Consider the following 18,110-nt stretch of genomic DNA (forward strand, 5'->3'; position numbering starts at 1 on the left):
TACTTGAGATACTTTCTTCATATACAAAAAATCCTCTGCCAAGACAGAGGATATTTTGCTTTTATGGTCTATGAGTGAGAACTAACGGTTCTCAAATCGGTTGTAATCCAACAAGCCGAACTCGATCGGTTGGTCTTGTTGATACCAACGATGTACGCGATCACTGAACGGCCAGAACTCGTTAGAACTGCGTCGTACCGCAAACTTATCAAGCAGCGCCACGTAGTCTTCTTTTGTGTTCAAACTTTGCAGCGTTTTCACCAGAGTCGGTATCTCGCTCTCGGTTAAAGACAGGTAGGCGGCAGGGTAGCTACCGACAACGCCTCGTACGAGCGTTAAGTCATCATTGGCGTAATCGCGATTACCTTCTTCATTAAACAAGCTAGAAATGTTGCTGTGCGCGTTATTGTGAATCATGGTGAACAATTGCTCTTCGCCATTTTCGCCTTCAATCATGATCATCACTAATTGAGGCACATGACGCAGGCCTTCTCCCTTAATCAAATTCACTTGATTAAGCAGTGTTTCATTCTTTTTACCAAAACCTGTTTCAACAATCTTAAAGCGATTATCGAGGACAGGCGCGAGCTTATCTTTGATCATATTGAGCAGTTCACGCTTAGGATCGGCCGTTTTGTAAACCACACTTGTTGGTTGGTCGAAAGGGGCGATATTGCGTTGCAAGTAATCGCTCAGTTGTGCGCTTTGGTTCTGGTACCAGCTAGAGTGTTCAATGTGGCGAACGTCTTTAGGAAGAAGGGTTAAGAAGTTACTCTCACCTTCAAGACGCAAGAAGTCCATGAACATGCGTGTAATCAGTTGGTGGCCAAAGTTACCGTAAACATCGAAGCCTGCAACGAGAAGATAGTGAATACGCTCTAGAAGAGCATAATCAAGAATCCACGCAGTCTTAGGTTGAGTGCCAACTAACCCTTGTACAACAGAGGCGCTATCGAAGTGCCTAAAGACGGTGAGAGCAGCATTTGGGTTGATGCCGTCGCCATCCCAAATGATGCTAGTGTCTAGGTTTACGCCACTCTCGAACCATTGGTTGGTGAAGTCTGATTTCGCGTTTAGGTATCGCGCTTGTTGCTTCGCGTATCTTACCCAGTTGGTCACAGGTACGGTGTTACTTTTCAGCTCGCTAGGCAGCTTTAAGTTCTTCTTTTGGCTCGCATAGAAGGCGTTAATTTCCGGAACATCGGCTTTCTCTGGGTCGATGAAGAAAACCCAAAAACGGTCGTTAATTACGTTCAAGGCAAGTTGACCACGACACACCGGACCTTTGATATAGGCCATGATGGTGTTTTGCGCGTTATCTAACATGAAGTTGAAGCGCGAGTTTACTGGCAGCGCTTCAAATGATGTCATTGGGTTAGCAGAAACATCGATGTCGTAACTAGGAAGTTGTTTTACTGCGTAATTGACGTCGACAAACCAGGTATTCCACTTTTGTAGACGCTCTTTATTAAGTGCGAAAGGCATATGCGTTTTGTCGACGATGGTGCCTTGCTCTGGAATCAGACGATAGTAAACACGGTCTACTTTTGGATCGTCATAAGGGCGGCGAGTCGTGATGCGCTGTACCGCTTCACCTGGTGGTGTTGCAGAGCGAACAACAGTGAAAAAACGTGTTGGTTGCGCCAAATCAGAAAAATAGACATGAGATAAAAACAGGTGCTCATAGATGTAACGTGCTGAAAGTTGACTCTTATTGTCGCTCTTATTTAAAAAGCTTTCGTAGACATTAACGAGCTCTTGTTCCGCATCATTCAGTGGAATGTGGTCGTTCATTAACGCGCCATTTTCTAACCAACTCATTAAAGTCGCGTATTCTGTTTTATCTAAGTTCGGCATCCCATAAGGCATGCCCCAAGTTGGGTAATCTCTCTCGTACTGGGCGTACTCTTCAATCGTTGGGCACTGTTGGTCGCGATCGGTTGAAAAGTCGAAACCTTCAAGCTGGGTTTGATCTGGAAGTGGGTGGTTCTCTTTCTGGATCAACATTCGAGAAACAAGACCAGCATCTAGGTTAGCCGTTGAGTTCTGCATACGTTCGTTGAGGACTGGATGAAAATCCGCATCGCGCCACTCTTGTGTGGTTAAAGCATCTTCAAACAAGCGAGTAGGGGCTGAGGCGGTTAAACGGGTGCCTTGATAAACGAGTGCCTTGCTCGCACCTCGGTCGATACCTTCTACCGAAGACAATTTGAGCTGGCAAGGTGCGTCATAGCAAGCGTGACAAACCACACATCGGTTATCAATGATGGGTTTCACTTCATCAATGAAGTGTTGTGCTTGAGCCGACAGAATAGGCGCTTGGCGATCGCGAACTTGTTGTTTACCAAACAGCTCGTCGAAGTTTAAACCCGCGTAGACGGCACAACCTGAGAAGACGCTAACAAAAGCTAAAATGAAGAGTTTTTTCAAATTCATACGTATTTATATATTAAGCATTTTCTCTAATTATATCGAAAATGATTGAAAATGCTCATGTTCTAACAATCTTATAGATAAGATCTTGATGGGACTGAGCAACTTATCGAGGTGACTCACTCACCCGAGGTTGGAATTTAGAGTGTCGACTTAAGGCTTACTGATTGACGTAACAAACAGAGAAAGGGACAGACAATCGCTCAAACTCTTTGATCCAGCGCCATTGGTTGTCTTGCAGTTTATCGCCAGGGCCTTTGACTTCAATCCAATGAAACTCTTTGTCCTTGAATGCAATCAAATCGGGCATCCCAGTTCTAAATAGCTTTAAATCACTCAATATCACTTTGAAAAGATCAACAATCAAGGCGTTGGGAATAGCCTCCATGCTGTGCTCGACGAGTGATCTAAGGAAGTAGTTCCATTGAACCAATGGGTTGGCAATACCGTGTTTTTGGTCATAAATATTGAGTAAGTGGTTCAGCCCATGCTTAGATAGAGTCTGAAACACCGCTTCGACCTGTTCGGCTCGTTTGTCTACGAAATCGGAATGGTACAGATCCAGAGGTCGATGTTGGTATCGATTGATCAAGGCACCTTCAACATCTGCAAAAATGACCTCCCAAAAGGCCAAGCCGAACAAGCCACATAGAAAGCTGTTCTCAGAAAAGTAGACATCCCAGCCTTGGTCCTCAAAATGCTGCTTTACCGCAAGCTCGACTCGCGTTTGGCTTAGGTCTAACTCCAGTTTTATCTCTTTGCAGTTCGGTTTTATGGTTCGTGAAACTTTGTGCCCCTTCTTTATAGATAACATTTGCTTGCGTAATAACCTTTGCTCAAGCTTAGCCGCGACTTCCAACTCTGACACATCCGATGGAGCAGCTTTCATTTGCGTGACAATGTCACTCATTAAGTTTAGCTCACCTTGTTTGTCGTAGATGCGAGCAAGTCGCTCTCTGCTGGGTGGAAGTGTAGATTGCCTGAACCAAAAGACAGCTTGGTCGTTTAGGTTAAGCCTTTCTAGATCGCGAGCAATATTATTGATCAAACGCGATCGTTTTCTGGCAATGCTTCTGTGTTCCGATTCCGCGGGTATCGATTGTAAAAGGAGTTCAAGAAACTCTGGGTCTTTACGGTCGCCCTCAGAATATTGGCGTTGAATATCGCGCATCTGGATCAGTTGATTGAGTTGATTTCTAGAAGTGAAGAAGCGGCGCTGCTTGCTTAATGGGTAGTTCTCAAAGGTGTTGAGCCCAAGGTCGCTTAACACGAACTGGCTTAAGTCTTGATAGGTGTTGGCAAAGAAGAGTAACAGCAAAACATCGATAACTTGAGCTTCGATGATGTAAATACAGTCGAAGTTTAGGTTTTGAAATTGATCAAAAGGTTGCTGATCAAGCAGTAACAACAGCTCATCTTTCTTCGCGGTTTTGTTGCTCTTAAAGGCAGGGAATACATTTAACAGCTCTGGTTTGGTGAGCAAGTGCAATCCGAGTTCGACATTGCTAATGACAAGGTCATGTTGTTCGGCGGGATGACTTAACGCAATAAAGCCTGCGGTGCTTAGTTCTTGCAATGCGCTATTTAAATCAGGGATCTCAACATAGTTGAGTTTATCGCTGCGAAACCAACGGCCTTTACGAGAAAGCAAACGAACCATTAAGCATTGGCTTGAAACGGAAAGACGTTTGTATGCGGACAACCAACGACATTCATCGTCACTTAGAAGATCGGTATAGAGCGTTTGAGCGTGTTCAACCAACCGATTGAAGTTATCGAGATAATAAGTAGAGGAGAGCTGAAGAGTGGTTTCTATCGTCAATGGGTTCGTCGCTTGATACAAAAAGAGCCTAACCCTAAGGTTAAGCTCTTCAGTAACAAATTCAATCTTTTCTGATGATTAAGCTTGAGATGCTTTTAGTTCAGAAACTTTAGCTTCAGAGATTGGCTTGGTGACGATTGCAAGAACAATACACACTGCCATCATAGCTGCAGAGATTGTGTAAGCTAGGCCGTAACCTTCGCCGTTTGTCATTGAGTAACCAACAACCGCTGCACCGATAGCGCCGCCGATACCCCATGCCGTGTAAAGCACGCCGTAGTTAGTACCGTAGTTTTTCAGGCCGTAGAACTCAGCAGTCAATGTTGGGAATACTGCTAGAAGCGTACCGTAACCAACAGCTGCGATAGCCGTACCAATGATTAGCGTGAATTCAGAGTTGAACGTAGCGAATAGAGCCATGTTCGCGCCTTGAAGGATGAACGCTAGAAGTAGAGTACGTACGCCACCGATTTTATCTGCAAGCATACCCGCAGCAACACGGCCGCCTGAGTTGAACACAGCAAGGATAGACGCTAGGTAAACTGCGTTTGGTAGGTTCGCTTGAACGCTAGCAATCGTAGTGATGTTACCGATGATCATAAGACCAACAGAAGCAGCAAATGCGTACATGATCCATAGAGAGTAGAACTGAGGAGTCTTCAGCATTACTTTCCAAGTTAGGTCTTCAGTCTTCTTAACTGCCTTAGGTGCTTGGCCTGCTTTTACTTTAGGCTCAGCTGGCGTGTAATCCGCTGGTGGGTTGTTGATTGTTGCTGCTAGAGGTACTGCAATCGCAAGTACGCCGGCACCAAGAATCATAAAGCTTGTTTGAATACCCATGCTGTCGATTAGCGCAGAAGTGAGTGGTGCTAGGTAAATAGCAGCAAGACCAAAACCTGCAGCGATTAGACCGTTAACCATACCTTTCTTAGAAGAATGGAACCATTTCATTGCTGATGGAGAAAGACATGCGTAACCAAAGCCGATACCAGCACCTGTCATCACACCAAACGTTAGATTTAGCATCATAGGAGTCGTAGCGAAGCCAGAAGCAATCATACCTAGGCCAGTAAGCGCTGTACCAAGAATAAGGATCTTACGTGGGCCCATACGGTCTTGTAGGATGCCTGCAACAAGAAGACAAACAGAGAATGTGATAGTTGCAATAGCGTAAGGTGCAGATGCTTCAGCAGCACTCCAACCAGCTTCGGTGACTAGCGCCTTGTTAAATACACTCCAAGCATACAGGATGCCAAGACAAAGGTTGATACAGAAGCCTGCTAGCAGGATACGTGATGCTTTATCAATCTTGCTCATTTTTATTCTCAGTTTTGTCGTTGGTTAGTGGTGAGCCACTTAACTAAAGACGGGTTATTGTGATTGTTTCTTCAAAATTAGTTTGCGTTTATCAACAGACAGCGCAAAAGAGCGCGGATTATAACCAATAAAAATGTGATTGGAATCTCTTTTTCCATTTTTGGTAAATAAACTCAAACTTGTTAATAAGTTGTTTTTTATTGGTTTTGTAATTGTATTTAATACCTTTCTGTTTTGTTCTTTTTAACGTGGCGAGCCTATTTTTTAAGGTGTTCTTCGATAAGTATTTCTGAATTGCCACGTATTCCGTGCGGATATCACAGAGTTACGAATTATTTTAATTATTTTCTAAGGTTAATTTTGTGTAACAAAATAAATCGAAGTGGAGCTTTGTCCATATGAGACAAGGAGTAACGGAGTTTTATTAAAAACAAAATGTTAACCAGTTGTTACGGGTGGTTTTTGGCGGTACCTTTGCTTACATTTTGTTCGATTGGAGGGGTTGTGTTGTTGAAAAAAAGTGGGAAAATAGTACGCAAACTGAGATTCCAAATTTGAAAGGATGCGTTTCCAACTTATGGCGAGGCGAGTATTATGAAACTGTTTTTAATTCTATTGATGTCAATTTCTGGTGGTGTAGCGGCAGCTGACCATATCCACTCTTTCTTGTTTGGCTTCTATATTGCTGCATTGGCAGTGGGTAGTTGCTATTGGTTAGCTTTCCGTAGCACGCGTTTCCCACAGTTAGCTCTAATGTTATTGATGTGTGGCTTTTTCGCGAAAATTGCAGTGACAGTTGTCGGTGTTTCTTGGGGTATCTCGAACGATATCATTCAATCACCGTTCATTTTCTCATTGTCATACCTGTTCTTCTTAGTGGTTGTGTCTTACGTTTGGTTTGCATACCGCGATAAGTTGACGCTAAAAAAACGCGCTAAGCAGGTAGAAGAGTCTCGCAAGGAAGCAGCAGCTTAATTGCAGACCTAATATAGAATTCTAAAAAGAGCCTTCTTCGGAAGGCTCTTTTGATCTGGCCTTAACTTGAGTGAACTCTATTTATAAGGCAGATAAAAGAAACCCCAGTATGGCGACATACTGGGGTTTCTTGTTATTCGAACGACTCGCTTTTACAAAGAAGGAATTGTTTACTTCTTCATCAACTTCGCTAGATCGGCGAAAGGGTTGTGCGTCGCTGATTGGTGGTCGTCTAAACGAGCCTTAGCATCAACGCCGTAACGGTCATGGTCTGTGTATTTTGAGTGCTCATGATCGTGACAGTACAAGCACAGTAGTTCCCAGTTGCTGCCATCTTCAGGGTTGTTTGTATGGTCGTGATCCACGTGGTGAACGGTAAGCTCTCTCAAGTTTGAGTAAACAAATTCACGTGCACATTTACCACAAACCCAAGGGTACAGTTTCAGTGCTTTTTCGCGGTAGCCTTTCTCTTGGCGAGCGTACGCTGCACTCGAGCCTGTGTAATCTGAAGACATTGCCAAATCCTTATCAATTGTAATCCCCCGATTTTATCACAGCTTTCTGGAAGCTGTAGGAATGTCGTGACTAAATCACGTGTCGTACTAACCGATATGGGGTTTAGATTTGATTGGGCACTTATCTTTTACGTGTACTATCTCATAAAGCAGGTTATGTCTTTCTGGAATAAGCCATGCTTAACAGTTTGAAAAGAAATTGTATTTAGGGGTTTTAACCAAGGGAGCGTGACCTAATATCAGTTAAAGCTACCCTATATTAATAAGGAAATATCATGTCAGAACAATACACACCGCCAAAAGTTTGGGTTAACGATGCTGATGGTGGTAACAAGTGGGCAAATATCAATAGTCCTGAATCTGGCGCTCGCTTTGATAAAGAGCTTCCTGTTGGTGATCATGCTTTTCAATTGTATTCCCTTGGTACACCTAACGGTCAAAAAGTCACTATCTTGCTGGAAGAGTTGTTAGCGGCAGGTGTTAAAGAAGCTGAATATGATGCGTACTTGATCAACATTGGTGAGGCGGATCAGTTCTCTTCTGGCTTTGTTGGTGTAAATCCGAATTCGAAAATACCAGCACTTGTTGATAAGTCTGGTGACGAAGATGTGAATGTCTTTGAATCGGCATCCATCTTGATGCACTTGGCCGAAAAGTTTGGTCACTTTTTACCGAAAGAGGGCGCTGCTCGCACTCAAACATTAAATTGGTTGTTCTGGGCGCAAGGCTCTGCACCATTCCTAGGTGGTGGCTTTGGCCACTTCTATGCTTACGCCGATGAAAAGCAAGAATACCCAATTAACCGTTTTGCGATGGAAGTGAAGCGTCAACTAGATGTATTAGACAAACAGTTAGCGAATAACACGTATGTGGCAGGCGAAGAGCTTAGTGTCGCAGATATCGCGATTTGGCCTTGGTATGGCAACCTTGTACTAGGTAAAACATATGATGCCGCTGAATTCCTTCAAGTTGAGTCTTACGCCAACGTAGTTCGCTGGGCGAAGCAACTAGAAGCGCGCGAAGGTTTCCAGCGCGGTCGAGTGGTTAACCGTTCATTTGGCGAAGAGTTGGAGCAAGTACCAGAGCGCCATTCTGCAGAAGACATTGACCGTGTTTTAAAGCTACGCCCGTAGTGATTTTAAAACGATAGTCGACACCAGTATCTCTAGAGTTTGTTTTAGCGGCCAACGTTAACTCAAACTCTAGTTTTTTGTTCCTACGGATTTTTTCCATAGTAAGTCCACTTATTTAGATTTAGCTATTAAAGGCGGTTTAGGTATAAAATCGCGACATCATAATTCTAAAGGATGGTGCCATGTACCACGGTCATATCTATTTCCCTCTGCGCTTTGCAGAGCAGGCAGAAACACTGCGTCAGAAAATTCTATCGGAACGCAAAGATGTGTTAGAGACTTTTCCATTAATACAGCGTTTGGTTGGCCCACATAAGATGCCGATGTTTGAGATTCACTTTGCGAACAAAGAGTCGGGTATTGTTGAGTGGCTTGAGCAAGAACGCGGTGATATGCCGGTGCTTATTCACCCAGTAACGGGTGGCGAAGAAACTCTGGATCACACAGTACGCGCGATTTGGCTTGGTCGTGAGCTAGGTGTTTTTGAAGAAACGTTAAGTAGCTAATTTAATTCGCGCCCGACAGTGTGTACCTAATATTTGTACTTAGTAACTTAGTAACTTAGTAACTTAGTAACTTAGTAATGTAGGTGCTGTCGGGTGCGTCGGTGCACACCTCGTTTTGCTCATTGTCTTCTTGCCTAAATTCTAGCTTCTCCAGCTATTACCTAGCAACAACGATACTGCTACCGACACACCTAATGCGATTAATATATTAGGTAAGTACAGCCCCCAAATCGCGACACAAACCGCCACCGTTACCACAGCCCACAACAGTGTTTCTAAAATCCAAGTGCCCATAAAATAACTCCTAACTAGATTGTGCGACTAGCATAACCAAGCCAAGGTAAACTTTTGGTCACCACCCAATAACCATTTAGAAAATCGCTATAGCATGACTTTGACGATGAACTCATTGTTGTGAACTTGATGAGTAAACTGCCAACCTTGGTTCTGACAAACGCGATCAATGAGCTCTAGGCCGATACCAAAAGAGGTTTGTTGTTCAGAGTTGTTTGCCATGTTTTCATCTTCCAAGCGGTTGGTTACCTCAAACTGATGTTCTGTCAGTGTGATTCTGATATCTCCGCTACCACCGTGTTGGAATGCATTTCGGACCAAGTTGGTGAGCACAACCTCTGTTAACTCACGGGGAAGGGAGTGTTCGCCTTGGTCGACCTTGGTGTGGATCTCTACTTCTTTGTTTTTGAGAAGGTAACGTTGGCTTTCGATGATGTTGTTGAGCAGGGGAGTCAGCTTGATTTGCTCATAGTTGGTTTCCATTTCACTATTACGACTCATCCACAACAGAGTCGTTACCAAGGCTTTCATGTTGGTGGCCGAACGTTGGATTCGTGCGACCGCTCGTTGGCCGCTGTTAGGGATAGTTTCAGATAACCGAACCAGCATATCGCCACTGGCTGAAATAGTGGCAATCGGTGTTCTTAGTTCGTGGCTCGCAGCTCTTAAGAAAAAGCTCTCACGCTCATTGGCCTGACGCTCACCTTGTACGCTCTTAACTAGTTGCGAAGCTAACTGATCGATCTCTTTATAGCGAAATTGAGTCAGCCCTTCAGTCTTGTCCACGTCCATAGATTCAGACCATTTTGATAGCGTAATAATCGGTTTGGTGACTCGATGTATCAGTAGGCGAATGATCAAAAATACCAAGAGTAAAAGGGCACCTATGGCGATAAAAGCATTGTTTATTTGGTTAACGGAATCAGGAGGGTTCAGCTCGAATAGATTCAAGTAAATCGCTTCATCATATTCAGAAATGATGTATAGCGCTTCGTCGCTACCTGATATCGAATGCTTGGCTGCGTAGAGGTACTGACCTGACTCGCTGTTCGACGAAAGCTCGTAGTGTTCATAAATTGCATCGTTATCAAATGCTTTCCAATCAAAAGCTTGTTGGAACTTAGTGGGGAGATCTGAATAACTTAGAAAGGCTTGGAATGTCGGGTTTTGGTAGTCTGGCAGTTGCCCTGTTTCGATGTATTGCTGCTCTGCCACTTCCAACTCATACAAGAATCCATATTTTGCCGATTCATTAAGGCCAATGTGATAGCTCTGTGAAACCATCAAGCTGTAGATGGCTGTGAGTAATACGACGATGCCAAATAAGTAGAGGTAGATATCACGCTTGATACTGACTCGATTCATGTCCGCGCGTTTCATGATGGCTCCTCATGCAAGACAACACCAATACCATGAACCGTGTGAATTAGCTTTGAGTCAAAGGGCGCATCAACCACTTGTCGAAGTTTAAACAAGTGCGCCTTCATACTATCCGAACTTGGCATTTCATCTTCCCATGCTTCTTCAAGCTTGGCTTTACTCACCATGTTAGGGCTGTTTCGCACTAACATCACGAGCATTCGCCAACATACAGGGGAGAGTTTCAATAGCTTGCTGTCTCTGACAGCTTGGTGCTTGTCCAAGTCCAGTTTGAGGTCTGCCACAGACAATGACGTCACGGAGCCTTGAGCGCGGCGCACTAGTGCCATCAACCGTACTTTGAGTTCTTCCATCGCAAACGGCTTCACTAGATAGTCATCCGAACCCACCTCGAACCCCGCGATCTTGTCTTCTAACGTGTCTCTTGCCGTTAGCATGAGAATCGGAGTGGTCACGCCTTGCTTCCTAAGAGATTGGCAGACATCAAGCCCATCCATTTTAGGCATGTTGATGTCCGTTAAGATGATGTCATAACGCCCCTCTAAAGCGAGATTTAGACCCGCGCTGCCATTGTAAGCAAAATCGAATTCGAACCCATCGAGTTCCATATAGTCTGCAATGGCTTCTGCCAAGTCGCTGTCGTCTTCAATCAACAGGGCGTTAATACTCATAAGTGTCCTTACTTTGTTTCTCGTTCTCTTTTCCAAGCCCAGATAGGCGGTTGAATAAGAAGTTGTAGTCGGTAGTTCCAATTTGGCGCGTGCCATAATTGTTGGCACAGTTTAACGTAGCCGTGGAAATATACCTTAAATGGGTTCACAGAGTTGATTCTCGGGAACACGCCATATCTGACTTCTTCCTCTTCTTTGGCGAAGGTGCCGAACATACGATCCCAAATAATAAAGATCCCAGCGTAGTTCTTATCAAGATACTGCTTGTTGGTCGCGTGATGCACTCGGTGGTGTGAAGGCGTATTAAACACCGCTTCAACAGGGCGAGGTAGTCGTTTAACCGTTTCAGTGTGCAGCAGTGTTTGAAACAGTTGAACAAAGGTTTCACACATCAGAACCACAAACGGATTGAAACCAAGCAGAATCAACGGCAAGTGAAAGAAGAACGGGAAGAACCAATCCAAAGGCCCGAAGCGATAGGCGACCGAGATATTAAAGTAAGGCGAGCTATGGTGAACAGAGTGCGTTCCCCATGCTAAACCGTTGCTGTGCAAGAATCTGTGTTCCCAATAGTACGCGAGATCGGCCAAGATCAAGCACCCCAGAATTGTCCAACCGGATATTGGCAGTTGAGTTAGGCTGAAGTTCTCGTAGGCGTAAACAAACGCACCAACATAAGCTAACCCGACAAAGAAAACGGTAACCAATAGGAAGAACAAGGTGACTAAGTTGGTCGCGCTGTCTCCCAACATATTCCAGCTGAGCTTTTTCTTAAAGGCATAGCGGATAAGCTCAAAGATAAACAGAGCCAGAGCAAGCAGCAGAAAATTATCATCTACCCAAGTCTCGGTAAGGATGATGCTTGTTTCTGTGAATGTTTGAGAGAGAAAGCTCCCAATGCTATCCAAAGTGAAATCCATAACTAAATCCTTTACTGGTTGTTCTTATAATAGACGTATAACTCGCTAGAACCTGGCAACCCATGCTGATTGAGTTGGTGGTGCTCTATAACCATGTCCACTTCTTTTAATATCGCGATACCTTCCCAAGCTTGTGCTAATTCCTGTTCGGTATGTTCGCCTTTACCTAGTAGAAGCGTGCCTTTGGCTTTGATTGGAATCTTAATTAAGGGTTTGTTTTTATTTAATCTTGATTGCTGAGTCGGGAAGCCAATCGTGATTGTTGCTTCGCTGAAATCTAAGCTGATGTCTTGATAGATCACGATGACTTGTTGTTGTGCGGTCTCTTTGTCATTGACTTCGAGGCTCTGGTAGAAGTCCACCCATAACTCAGGAACATCCTCTAATGGAATCGTCTTGCTCAAACCTTGCAGAAAAGTCGTGTTTGCAGTCGCCTGTTGTTTGACCTCTACGGACTTGTTTTTTGGCTGTTTGTCGATTGATGACTTGTTCGTTGATAACTCAGCGATTGGCTGCTCCGTCGATGCATCCGCAATCGCAGGCTGAATATGTAATAGCCCCCAGACAACACCAGTAATACCGACTGTCGTGAGTAATGAAGCGAATAATTTCATGCTCTTTCCTTGTGGTTCATTTTTCTTATCAAGGACAGTAAAGGAGGAGAGGTAAACAAAAGGTAACCGAGCTCGCTTTTTAGTGGTCAACAGCGAATTCGTCGATTGCCTAAATTGTTAATACAGCAATTTGGGACACTTTTTTCCATATCGGATTGGTAATACTGGTGCCATATTCATTTGTGGGCTCAATAATGCTATTCAAACATCCCATCTCTCTGCTGACGATTATTCGGCTTAATCCATTAAAGGTCGCTGCGACTTGGTTAATGGTATTGGCTGAAAACGTGATGCTTATTCTGCTGCCGTTGTTTATTGGTTACGCCATCGACGGCGTGTTAAACCAAAGCTTTCAGCCTTTGATGATGTTGGCACTGATTCTTTTTGTATTGGTGATCATCAGTGTCGTTCGTCGTTTTTACGATACCCGTGTGTATGGTGCTATTCGCGTCAAACTGGCAAACCGGCAAACCTTGTTGAGCGTAACCTACGCGGTTTATCTATTTCGACCAAAGACGCTCGGCTAACCATGTCTCGTGAGCTGGTTGATTTTCTAGAAGATGATTTGCCTACTTTGATGACCGCGATAGTTCAGCTTGTCGCGACGGTGGTTATCCTCTCAACGTTTCACTTCTCGTTGGCGCTTTGCATGTTGTTTGCAGGGTTGTCGATGCTGGTTATTTACGGCGTATTCCACCGAACATTTACACGACTCAATGGCCAATTTAACGACCAAGTTGAACAGCAAGTGAAGTTGCTGAGTGGTGTTCGCTTATCTGCACTTCGTTGGCACTTTGAGCGCCTCAAACAGTGTGACATCAAGCTGTCTGATACCGAAGCTGTTGTCTATGGCCTGATTTTTATCGTGTTGTTTGGCGCGGTCATCGGCAATTTATGGATGGTGAGTCAGCTTATTGAGCCGACTGCGGGTCAAGTGTTCTCCATCGTCACTTATTCACTGGAGTTTGTTGAAACCGCAGTGATGTTACCAATCACATTACAAACCCTTTCTCGTCTCACTGAAATCAGTCAGCGCCTTAATCACACCGCCACTCAACAGGTTACCAAGGAGATACCTCATGAAATTTAAAAAGCCACTTTCTGTATTAGTCGGTTGCGCAGCCATCTTTATCGCGTTGGTTATTGTTGATGAATTGGAACCTGAAGCTACCCAGCCAGTGAAGAAAGAAGCCGTCCTTGCCCCAGTTTCAGTGTTAGAGGTGACTCCATCACAGCATCAATCGACGTTAACGGTATTAGGTGTAACTGCTGCGCGTTGGCCTGTGCAGTTGAAAGCATCCAGTAGCGCACAGTTGAAATGGCTAGATGAAAGCATTGAACCGGGGAATTTGGTTAACAAAGGCGATGTGTTAGCAAGGTTAGATACTAGTGCGGTTGATGCGAACTTGGCTCAGGCGTTGAGCTCATTGAAACAAGCAGAATTGGAATTGAAGCAAACTAAGCATGAGCAAACGGTCGCGTTAAAAATGCTGAACCCGAAAACGAGTTCGTCTTTTGCTCGTAGAGAGCCTCAATTACTTGCAGCGAAAGCTAATCTCAAACAAGCAAAACAGGCTTACCTGAGCGCACAGAAGTTGTTGGAAGAATCAGTGATTACTGCGCCCTTTGATGCCGTGATCATGAAGCGCCATATCAGCCCGAGAGAGTGGATAGAGGCGGGGCAAGTGACTTTTGAATTGGCTGCCAGTGATTCGATTGATATCGAGTTGCCTATTTCTGAAATGCATTGGCAACAAGTTCAAGCCGCACTGACTGAGCCGAGTATCACTGTGGTGAACCGTTCTGGAAATCAGTGGCCTGCCAAAGTGCGCTATGTGTCGCCGCAAGTTGATTCGGTCACTCGTCAAAGACAAGTCGTGCTTTCGGTTGAGGCACCTTATCAAAGTAAGCCAAGATTGTTTCCAAATCAGCAGGTTCAGGCTGTGGTTAAGTTAGGGCTAAAGGACAACGTAGCCAGCGTGCCTTTGAGCGCGATGACCCGAGACGGATATGTGTGGACGTTAGACAACAATGATCGTCTACGTAAAGAGTCGGTATCCTTGATTGGGCAAGGTAATCAGGTGCTCGATATTCGGTTTAATCAGCAAAGTGGACAAGTTCGCAGAGTGGTACAATATCCGCTTTCTTCAATGTTAATTGGTAAGCAAGTCGAGCCTAACTTTTATCAAGATGATAGTTCAGAATCCATGATCGCGAGCCAATCTGATGATGAACAGATTGAGGAGGTAAACCAATGAGTTGGATGACCAAATGGTTTATTAATAACCCTGTTGCTGCCAATTTGTTGATGATGGCGATTGTTATCAGTGGTGTGCTTGCGTTCGGACAATTGCGTGTCGAGTCGTTTCCACAAATCGCTCCTTCTTCCATCAGTATCAGCGTTACTTACCCTGGCGGTACGGCGCAACAGATCGATGAGAGTGTGACGCAGCGAATCGAAGAGTCAATCAGTGGTGTTGCAGGCATCAAACAGATCACCAGTCAGTCGAGTGCTGGGATTTCTCAGGTCATGGTCCGTAAAACCAGTAGCACAGATTTAGACAAGTTGTTGGATGACATTCGTAATCAAGTTAACGCCATCAATGGCTTTCCCGTGCAAGCGGACAGGCCGCAAGTCGTGCGAAACGAATTTACTAATTTAGCCGCGTTCGTGGTGGTGTCTGGGCCGAGAACCGATGACGAACTGCAACCCATCGCCAAGCAACTTGAACAAGCGCTAAAGAAGAATCCGCGTATCTCGAAGGTATCAAATTGGGGAACTCGCCCATCTCAATTGGTTATCGAGCCAGATCCAGACCAACTGAAAGCGTTAGGGTTGAGCTTAGAAGATCTCGCAGAGCTCGTTGAGCAGCGTTCGCTTGAGACTCGTAGCGGTGAGCTGATTAGTGACAAAGGCCGAATGGTGATTCGTGGTGACGGATACGCCGATGATCTACAGAAGTTGAATCAGCTTGTTGTGATTTCAGGAAGCAACGGAAAAATACTGCTGGGAGACATCGCCAAGTTAAGTCGTGGTTACCAATACAGTGGTTCTATCGTGCGTAACAATGGCTCTAACGCCATCGCATTATTGGTCAGTACGAGCCAAACCGACAACCTACTCAAAGTCAGTGAAGCGATAAGTGAAACGCTTGATGCCCAGCGCGCGATTTTGCCGTCGGATATTGAGCTAAATACCATGGCCGACATGGCACCTTACATTGAAGAACAGCTATTTCGTTTGAGTGAGAATGCATGGCAAGGGTTATTGATCGTCGTAGTTCTACTTGGGATCTTTCTGGAAATCAGGCTAGCCTTTTGGGTCGCGATGGGCATTCCAATTGCGCTCACTGGAACGTTGGCAGCAATGCAGTTGTTCAACTACAGCATCAACGACATCACTCTATTTGGGTTTATTTTGGTTCTCGGTGTGCTGGTGGATGATGCGGTTGTTGTAGGTGAAGCGATACATGAAAAACGGACGGGGAACGTCGGCTATTCTTCTAATATCAATGGTTTATCAAATATAAACGGCCCTTCTAATATAAATGGAAAGACAGCCGCTTGGCTGGGCGTTAACTCAGTATCAGTGGCTACCGTGTTTGGTGTGCTCACAACCATCGCTGCGTTTTCTCCAATGTTATGGATTAATAACGAGCTAGCCAAAGTATTGGCTGGGTTTTCAGCCGTGGTGATCTTTGCGCTGATATTCTCGCTTATCGAAAGTAAGTTTATTTTGCCGTCACACCTGGCTCAGCTTTCTGTGAAAAAGCCATCAAAGGGTTTGTTCGCCAAAGTTCAGAATGCTGCTCAAGGCGGGTTGCAGTGGTTTAATCTCAACATCTACAAGCCAGTATTGGAGTTTGCACTTGGCTACAAAGTCGCGTCCCTGCTTGGGTTTGTGGCAGTTATCTCACTGGCTTATGGCATGTGGTCTAACGGTGCGATTCGCAGTGCGTTGTTTCCTGAAATTCCGGGGCGTTACATCACCGCGGTTATTGAACTGGAAGATGACGCACCATTGCCTTTACAGCGCCAAGCCTTGTTGCAAGTAGAGCAAGCAATGACAAAAGTTGAAAAAGGTTTGATGGACGATTACCCATTACAAGAAAAGCCTGTTGTTAACCTACTTGCCTGGTCTGATGGCTATGGCGAAATTGAAGTCACAGCTGAGCTCACCAACGAATCCTTAAGCTCATTGCCGGGTAATTTATTGTTGAAGCGATGGAGAGAAAACACAGGCCAAATAGAAGGCGCTTATTCGGTTAAGTTCAGCGCGGCAGAGGAGCCTGCTGGTGGAACATTCTTAAAGATCTCTTCCAATGATCGTGAGCTTGCTTCTCTAGTTAGCGAGGAGCTAGCGGACACTTTGGCTTCGTTGAAAGGCGTATCGGATGTTTACGACGATGGTCAGGATGGTTTACCGCAAGTTCGCTTGGCATTGAATCAATATGGTCAGCAGTTAGGGTTAACGCAAGCGAACCTGGCTCAGTTAGCAGGCGAAGCGTTTGGCGAAAGAGAAGTGCATCGCTTGTTAGAAAACGGGCAAGAGACCAAGGTGCTTCTGCAATATCCGAGAGAGGAACGCAGAACCTTAGCTCAGCTACAACAGGCAATTATCATGTTACCTAATGGCGGAAGCGTGATGATGGGTGATATTGCCGAGTTTCGTCATGAGCAAGAACCGCAAGTGGTTTATCGCCGCGACCGAGAGCAAGTAATTAACCTGTATTGGAAGCAGAACCGAGACTTGCAATCACCAGAGAAAACACGTGAGCAACTCGAAGATACGATTGAATCTCTGCACTTACAGTTTCCAAGTGTGACGATAAAAGCGGGCGGCGAATTTGAAGAAATCGGTGAGGTGTCGAACGGCTTCAAATCAGCGATGATACTGACGCTCATCATGATCTACATTTTGTTGGCGGTGCCTTTGAAGTCTTATTGGCAGCCGATGATCATCATGGCAGTGATCCCGTTTGGTTTTGCAGGTGCGATTTTTGGTCACTACTTGATGAATTTACCCATCAGTATTCTTTCAATGTTCGGCATGATGGCAATGACAGGCATCGTGATTAATGACTCGTTGGTGTTGATCACTCGTTTTAACGCTGAATATCGCCAAGGCGTACCGTTACAGCAAGCGTTAGTCATTGCGGGTACCAGCCGTTTGAGAGCGATTTTCTTAACCACGATAACCACTGTGTGTGGATTGTTGCCATTGCTAAGCGAAACCGCAGAGCAGGCGCAATACTTGAAACCAGCGGCAGTATCTTTGGTGTTTGGTGAGTTGTTTGCCACTACGGTGACTCTGATTTTGATTCCCGTGCTGCTTGGTTTGTTTTGTCGCAAGCCGCCGCTAGTTGAAAATCTAATCGAAAAAGAACTGGGCGAGCAAGATTCATTAGAAGAACTCACTTTGGAGCGCTCGTGATTGATTTTATAAAGGACAAAGACGATAGTGAAGCCAAGCTGTCCAGTTCAATAAAGCTATCCAGTTCAATAAAGCTATCCAGTTCAATAAAGCTAT

At 44.9% G+C, this 18,110-nt stretch carries 14 protein-coding genes and 1 pseudogene; 6 read left to right on the forward strand and 9 right to left on the reverse strand.

What is annotated here, in order from left to right:
• Positions 1 to 81: 81 nt before the first annotated feature.
• From H5300_RS12750 to H5300_RS12760, 3 genes are all read right to left on the reverse strand, one after another.
• Positions 82 to 2,436: a fatty acid cis/trans isomerase gene (locus H5300_RS12750; protein WP_182796121.1), complete on the reverse strand. Its 2,355-nt coding sequence runs from the start codon at positions 2,434 to 2,436 to the stop codon at positions 82 to 84.
• Between the two features lie 157 nt (positions 2,437 to 2,593).
• Positions 2,594 to 4,276 carry a VRR-NUC domain-containing protein gene (locus tag H5300_RS12755; RefSeq protein ID WP_182796122.1) on the reverse strand — a complete coding sequence of 561 codons (1,683 nt, stop codon included), beginning with the start codon at positions 4,274 to 4,276 and terminating at the stop codon, positions 2,594 to 2,596.
• Between the two features lie 57 nt (positions 4,277 to 4,333).
• Positions 4,334 to 5,572 carry an OFA family MFS transporter gene (locus tag H5300_RS12760; protein WP_017079765.1) on the reverse strand — a complete coding sequence of 413 codons (1,239 nt, stop codon included), beginning with the start codon at positions 5,570 to 5,572 and terminating at the stop codon, positions 4,334 to 4,336.
• Between the two features lie 594 nt (positions 5,573 to 6,166).
• Between H5300_RS12760 and H5300_RS12765 the strand changes: the two genes are divergently transcribed.
• Positions 6,167 to 6,547 carry a hypothetical protein gene (locus H5300_RS12765; protein ID WP_017079766.1) on the forward strand — a complete coding sequence of 127 codons (381 nt, stop codon included), beginning with the start codon at positions 6,167 to 6,169 and terminating at the stop codon, positions 6,545 to 6,547.
• Positions 6,548 to 6,717: 170 nt separating this feature from the next.
• Here the strand turns inward: H5300_RS12765 and H5300_RS12770 are convergent, their stop codons facing one another.
• Entirely contained in the window at positions 6,718 to 7,062 is a 345-nt protein-coding gene (locus H5300_RS12770) for a YajD family HNH nuclease (protein WP_004730279.1), read from the reverse strand.
• Between the two features lie 275 nt (positions 7,063 to 7,337).
• Between H5300_RS12770 and yghU the strand changes: the two genes are divergently transcribed.
• Both yghU and H5300_RS12780 read left to right on the forward strand, forming a co-directional pair.
• Positions 7,338 to 8,195, forward strand: a complete 858-nt coding sequence (gene yghU / locus H5300_RS12775) for a glutathione-dependent disulfide-bond oxidoreductase (protein WP_182796123.1) — start codon at positions 7,338 to 7,340, stop codon at positions 8,193 to 8,195.
• A 182-nt stretch (positions 8,196 to 8,377) separates the two neighbouring features.
• Entirely contained in the window at positions 8,378 to 8,701 is a 324-nt protein-coding gene (locus H5300_RS12780; protein ID WP_182796124.1) for a DOPA 4,5-dioxygenase family protein, read from the forward strand.
• Between the two features lie 141 nt (positions 8,702 to 8,842).
• Here the strand turns inward: H5300_RS12780 and H5300_RS12785 are convergent, their stop codons facing one another.
• The 5 genes from H5300_RS12785 to H5300_RS12805 form a co-directional block, all read right to left on the reverse strand.
• Positions 8,843 to 8,995 (reverse strand): hypothetical protein, encoded by a 153-nt coding sequence (locus H5300_RS12785; protein WP_009844874.1) that lies wholly within the window; start codon positions 8,993 to 8,995, stop codon positions 8,843 to 8,845.
• An 87-nt stretch (positions 8,996 to 9,082) separates the two neighbouring features.
• On the reverse strand, positions 9,083 to 10,375 hold the full coding sequence (locus H5300_RS12790; protein ID WP_182796125.1) for a sensor histidine kinase KdpD: 1,293 nt from the start codon (positions 10,373 to 10,375) through the stop codon (positions 9,083 to 9,085).
• Positions 10,372 to 11,046, reverse strand: a complete 675-nt coding sequence (locus tag H5300_RS12795; protein WP_182796126.1) for a response regulator transcription factor — start codon at positions 11,044 to 11,046, stop codon at positions 10,372 to 10,374. The genes H5300_RS12790 and H5300_RS12795 overlap by 4 nt, the downstream gene beginning before the upstream one ends.
• 8 nt (positions 11,047 to 11,054) lie before the next feature.
• Entirely contained in the window at positions 11,055 to 11,966 is a 912-nt protein-coding gene (locus H5300_RS12800; protein ID WP_102442437.1) for a sterol desaturase family protein, read from the reverse strand.
• An 11-nt stretch (positions 11,967 to 11,977) separates the two neighbouring features.
• Positions 11,978 to 12,580, reverse strand: coding sequence for a hypothetical protein (locus H5300_RS12805; protein WP_182796127.1), 603 nt, complete (start codon positions 12,578 to 12,580; stop codon positions 11,978 to 11,980).
• A 155-nt stretch (positions 12,581 to 12,735) separates the two neighbouring features.
• Between H5300_RS12805 and H5300_RS28340 the strand changes: the two are divergent.
• The 3 genes and pseudogenes from H5300_RS28340 to H5300_RS12820 all read left to right on the forward strand — a co-directional run bounded on the left by H5300_RS28340 (position 12,736) and on the right by H5300_RS12820 (position 18,014).
• Positions 12,736 to 13,670 (forward strand): annotated as a pseudogene (locus H5300_RS28340) (ABC transporter six-transmembrane domain-containing protein).
• Complete coding sequence (locus H5300_RS12815) at positions 13,660 to 14,838, forward strand: efflux RND transporter periplasmic adaptor subunit (protein ID WP_182796128.1); 1,179 nt, start codon at positions 13,660 to 13,662, stop codon at positions 14,836 to 14,838. The pseudogene H5300_RS28340 and the gene H5300_RS12815 overlap by 11 nt, the downstream one beginning before the upstream one ends.
• Positions 14,835 to 18,014: an efflux RND transporter permease subunit gene (locus H5300_RS12820; RefSeq protein WP_182796129.1), complete on the forward strand. Its 3,180-nt coding sequence runs from the start codon at positions 14,835 to 14,837 to the stop codon at positions 18,012 to 18,014. Before H5300_RS12815 ends, H5300_RS12820 begins: the two co-directional genes overlap by 4 nt.
• The last annotated feature ends 96 nt before the right edge of the window (positions 18,015 to 18,110 follow it).

This window comes from Vibrio sp. SG41-7 (assembly GCF_014164465.1).
Lineage (GTDB): Bacteria > Pseudomonadota > Gammaproteobacteria > Enterobacterales > Vibrionaceae > Vibrio > Vibrio splendidus.

Excerpts from the sequence above, each read along its gene's own strand:
- H5300_RS12750 (WP_182796121.1), bottom strand. The coding sequence starts at position 2,436 with ATGAATTTGAAAAAACTCTTCATTTTAGCTTTTGTTAGCGTCTTCTCA.
- H5300_RS12760 (WP_017079765.1), bottom strand. The coding sequence starts at position 5,572 with ATGAGCAAGATTGATAAAGCATCACGTATCCTGCTAGCAGGCTTCTGT.
- H5300_RS12765 (WP_017079766.1), top strand. The coding sequence starts at position 6,167 with ATGAAACTGTTTTTAATTCTATTGATGTCAATTTCTGGTGGTGTAGCG.
- H5300_RS12770 (WP_004730279.1), bottom strand. The coding sequence starts at position 7,062 with ATGTCTTCAGATTACACAGGCTCGAGTGCAGCGTACGCTCGCCAAGAG.
- yghU (WP_182796123.1), top strand. The coding sequence starts at position 7,338 with ATGTCAGAACAATACACACCGCCAAAAGTTTGGGTTAACGATGCTGAT.
- H5300_RS12780 (WP_182796124.1), top strand. The coding sequence starts at position 8,378 with ATGTACCACGGTCATATCTATTTCCCTCTGCGCTTTGCAGAGCAGGCA.
- H5300_RS12785 (WP_009844874.1), bottom strand. The coding sequence starts at position 8,995 with ATGGGCACTTGGATTTTAGAAACACTGTTGTGGGCTGTGGTAACGGTG.
- H5300_RS12790 (WP_182796125.1), bottom strand. The coding sequence starts at position 10,375 with ATGAAACGCGCGGACATGAATCGAGTCAGTATCAAGCGTGATATCTAC.
- H5300_RS12795 (WP_182796126.1), bottom strand. The coding sequence starts at position 11,046 with ATGAGTATTAACGCCCTGTTGATTGAAGACGACAGCGACTTGGCAGAA.
- H5300_RS12800 (WP_102442437.1), bottom strand. The coding sequence starts at position 11,966 with ATGGATTTCACTTTGGATAGCATTGGGAGCTTTCTCTCTCAAACATTC.
- H5300_RS12805 (WP_182796127.1), bottom strand. The coding sequence starts at position 12,580 with ATGAAATTATTCGCTTCATTACTCACGACAGTCGGTATTACTGGTGTT.
- H5300_RS12815 (WP_182796128.1), top strand. The coding sequence starts at position 13,660 with ATGAAATTTAAAAAGCCACTTTCTGTATTAGTCGGTTGCGCAGCCATC.
- H5300_RS12820 (WP_182796129.1), top strand. The coding sequence starts at position 14,835 with ATGAGTTGGATGACCAAATGGTTTATTAATAACCCTGTTGCTGCCAAT.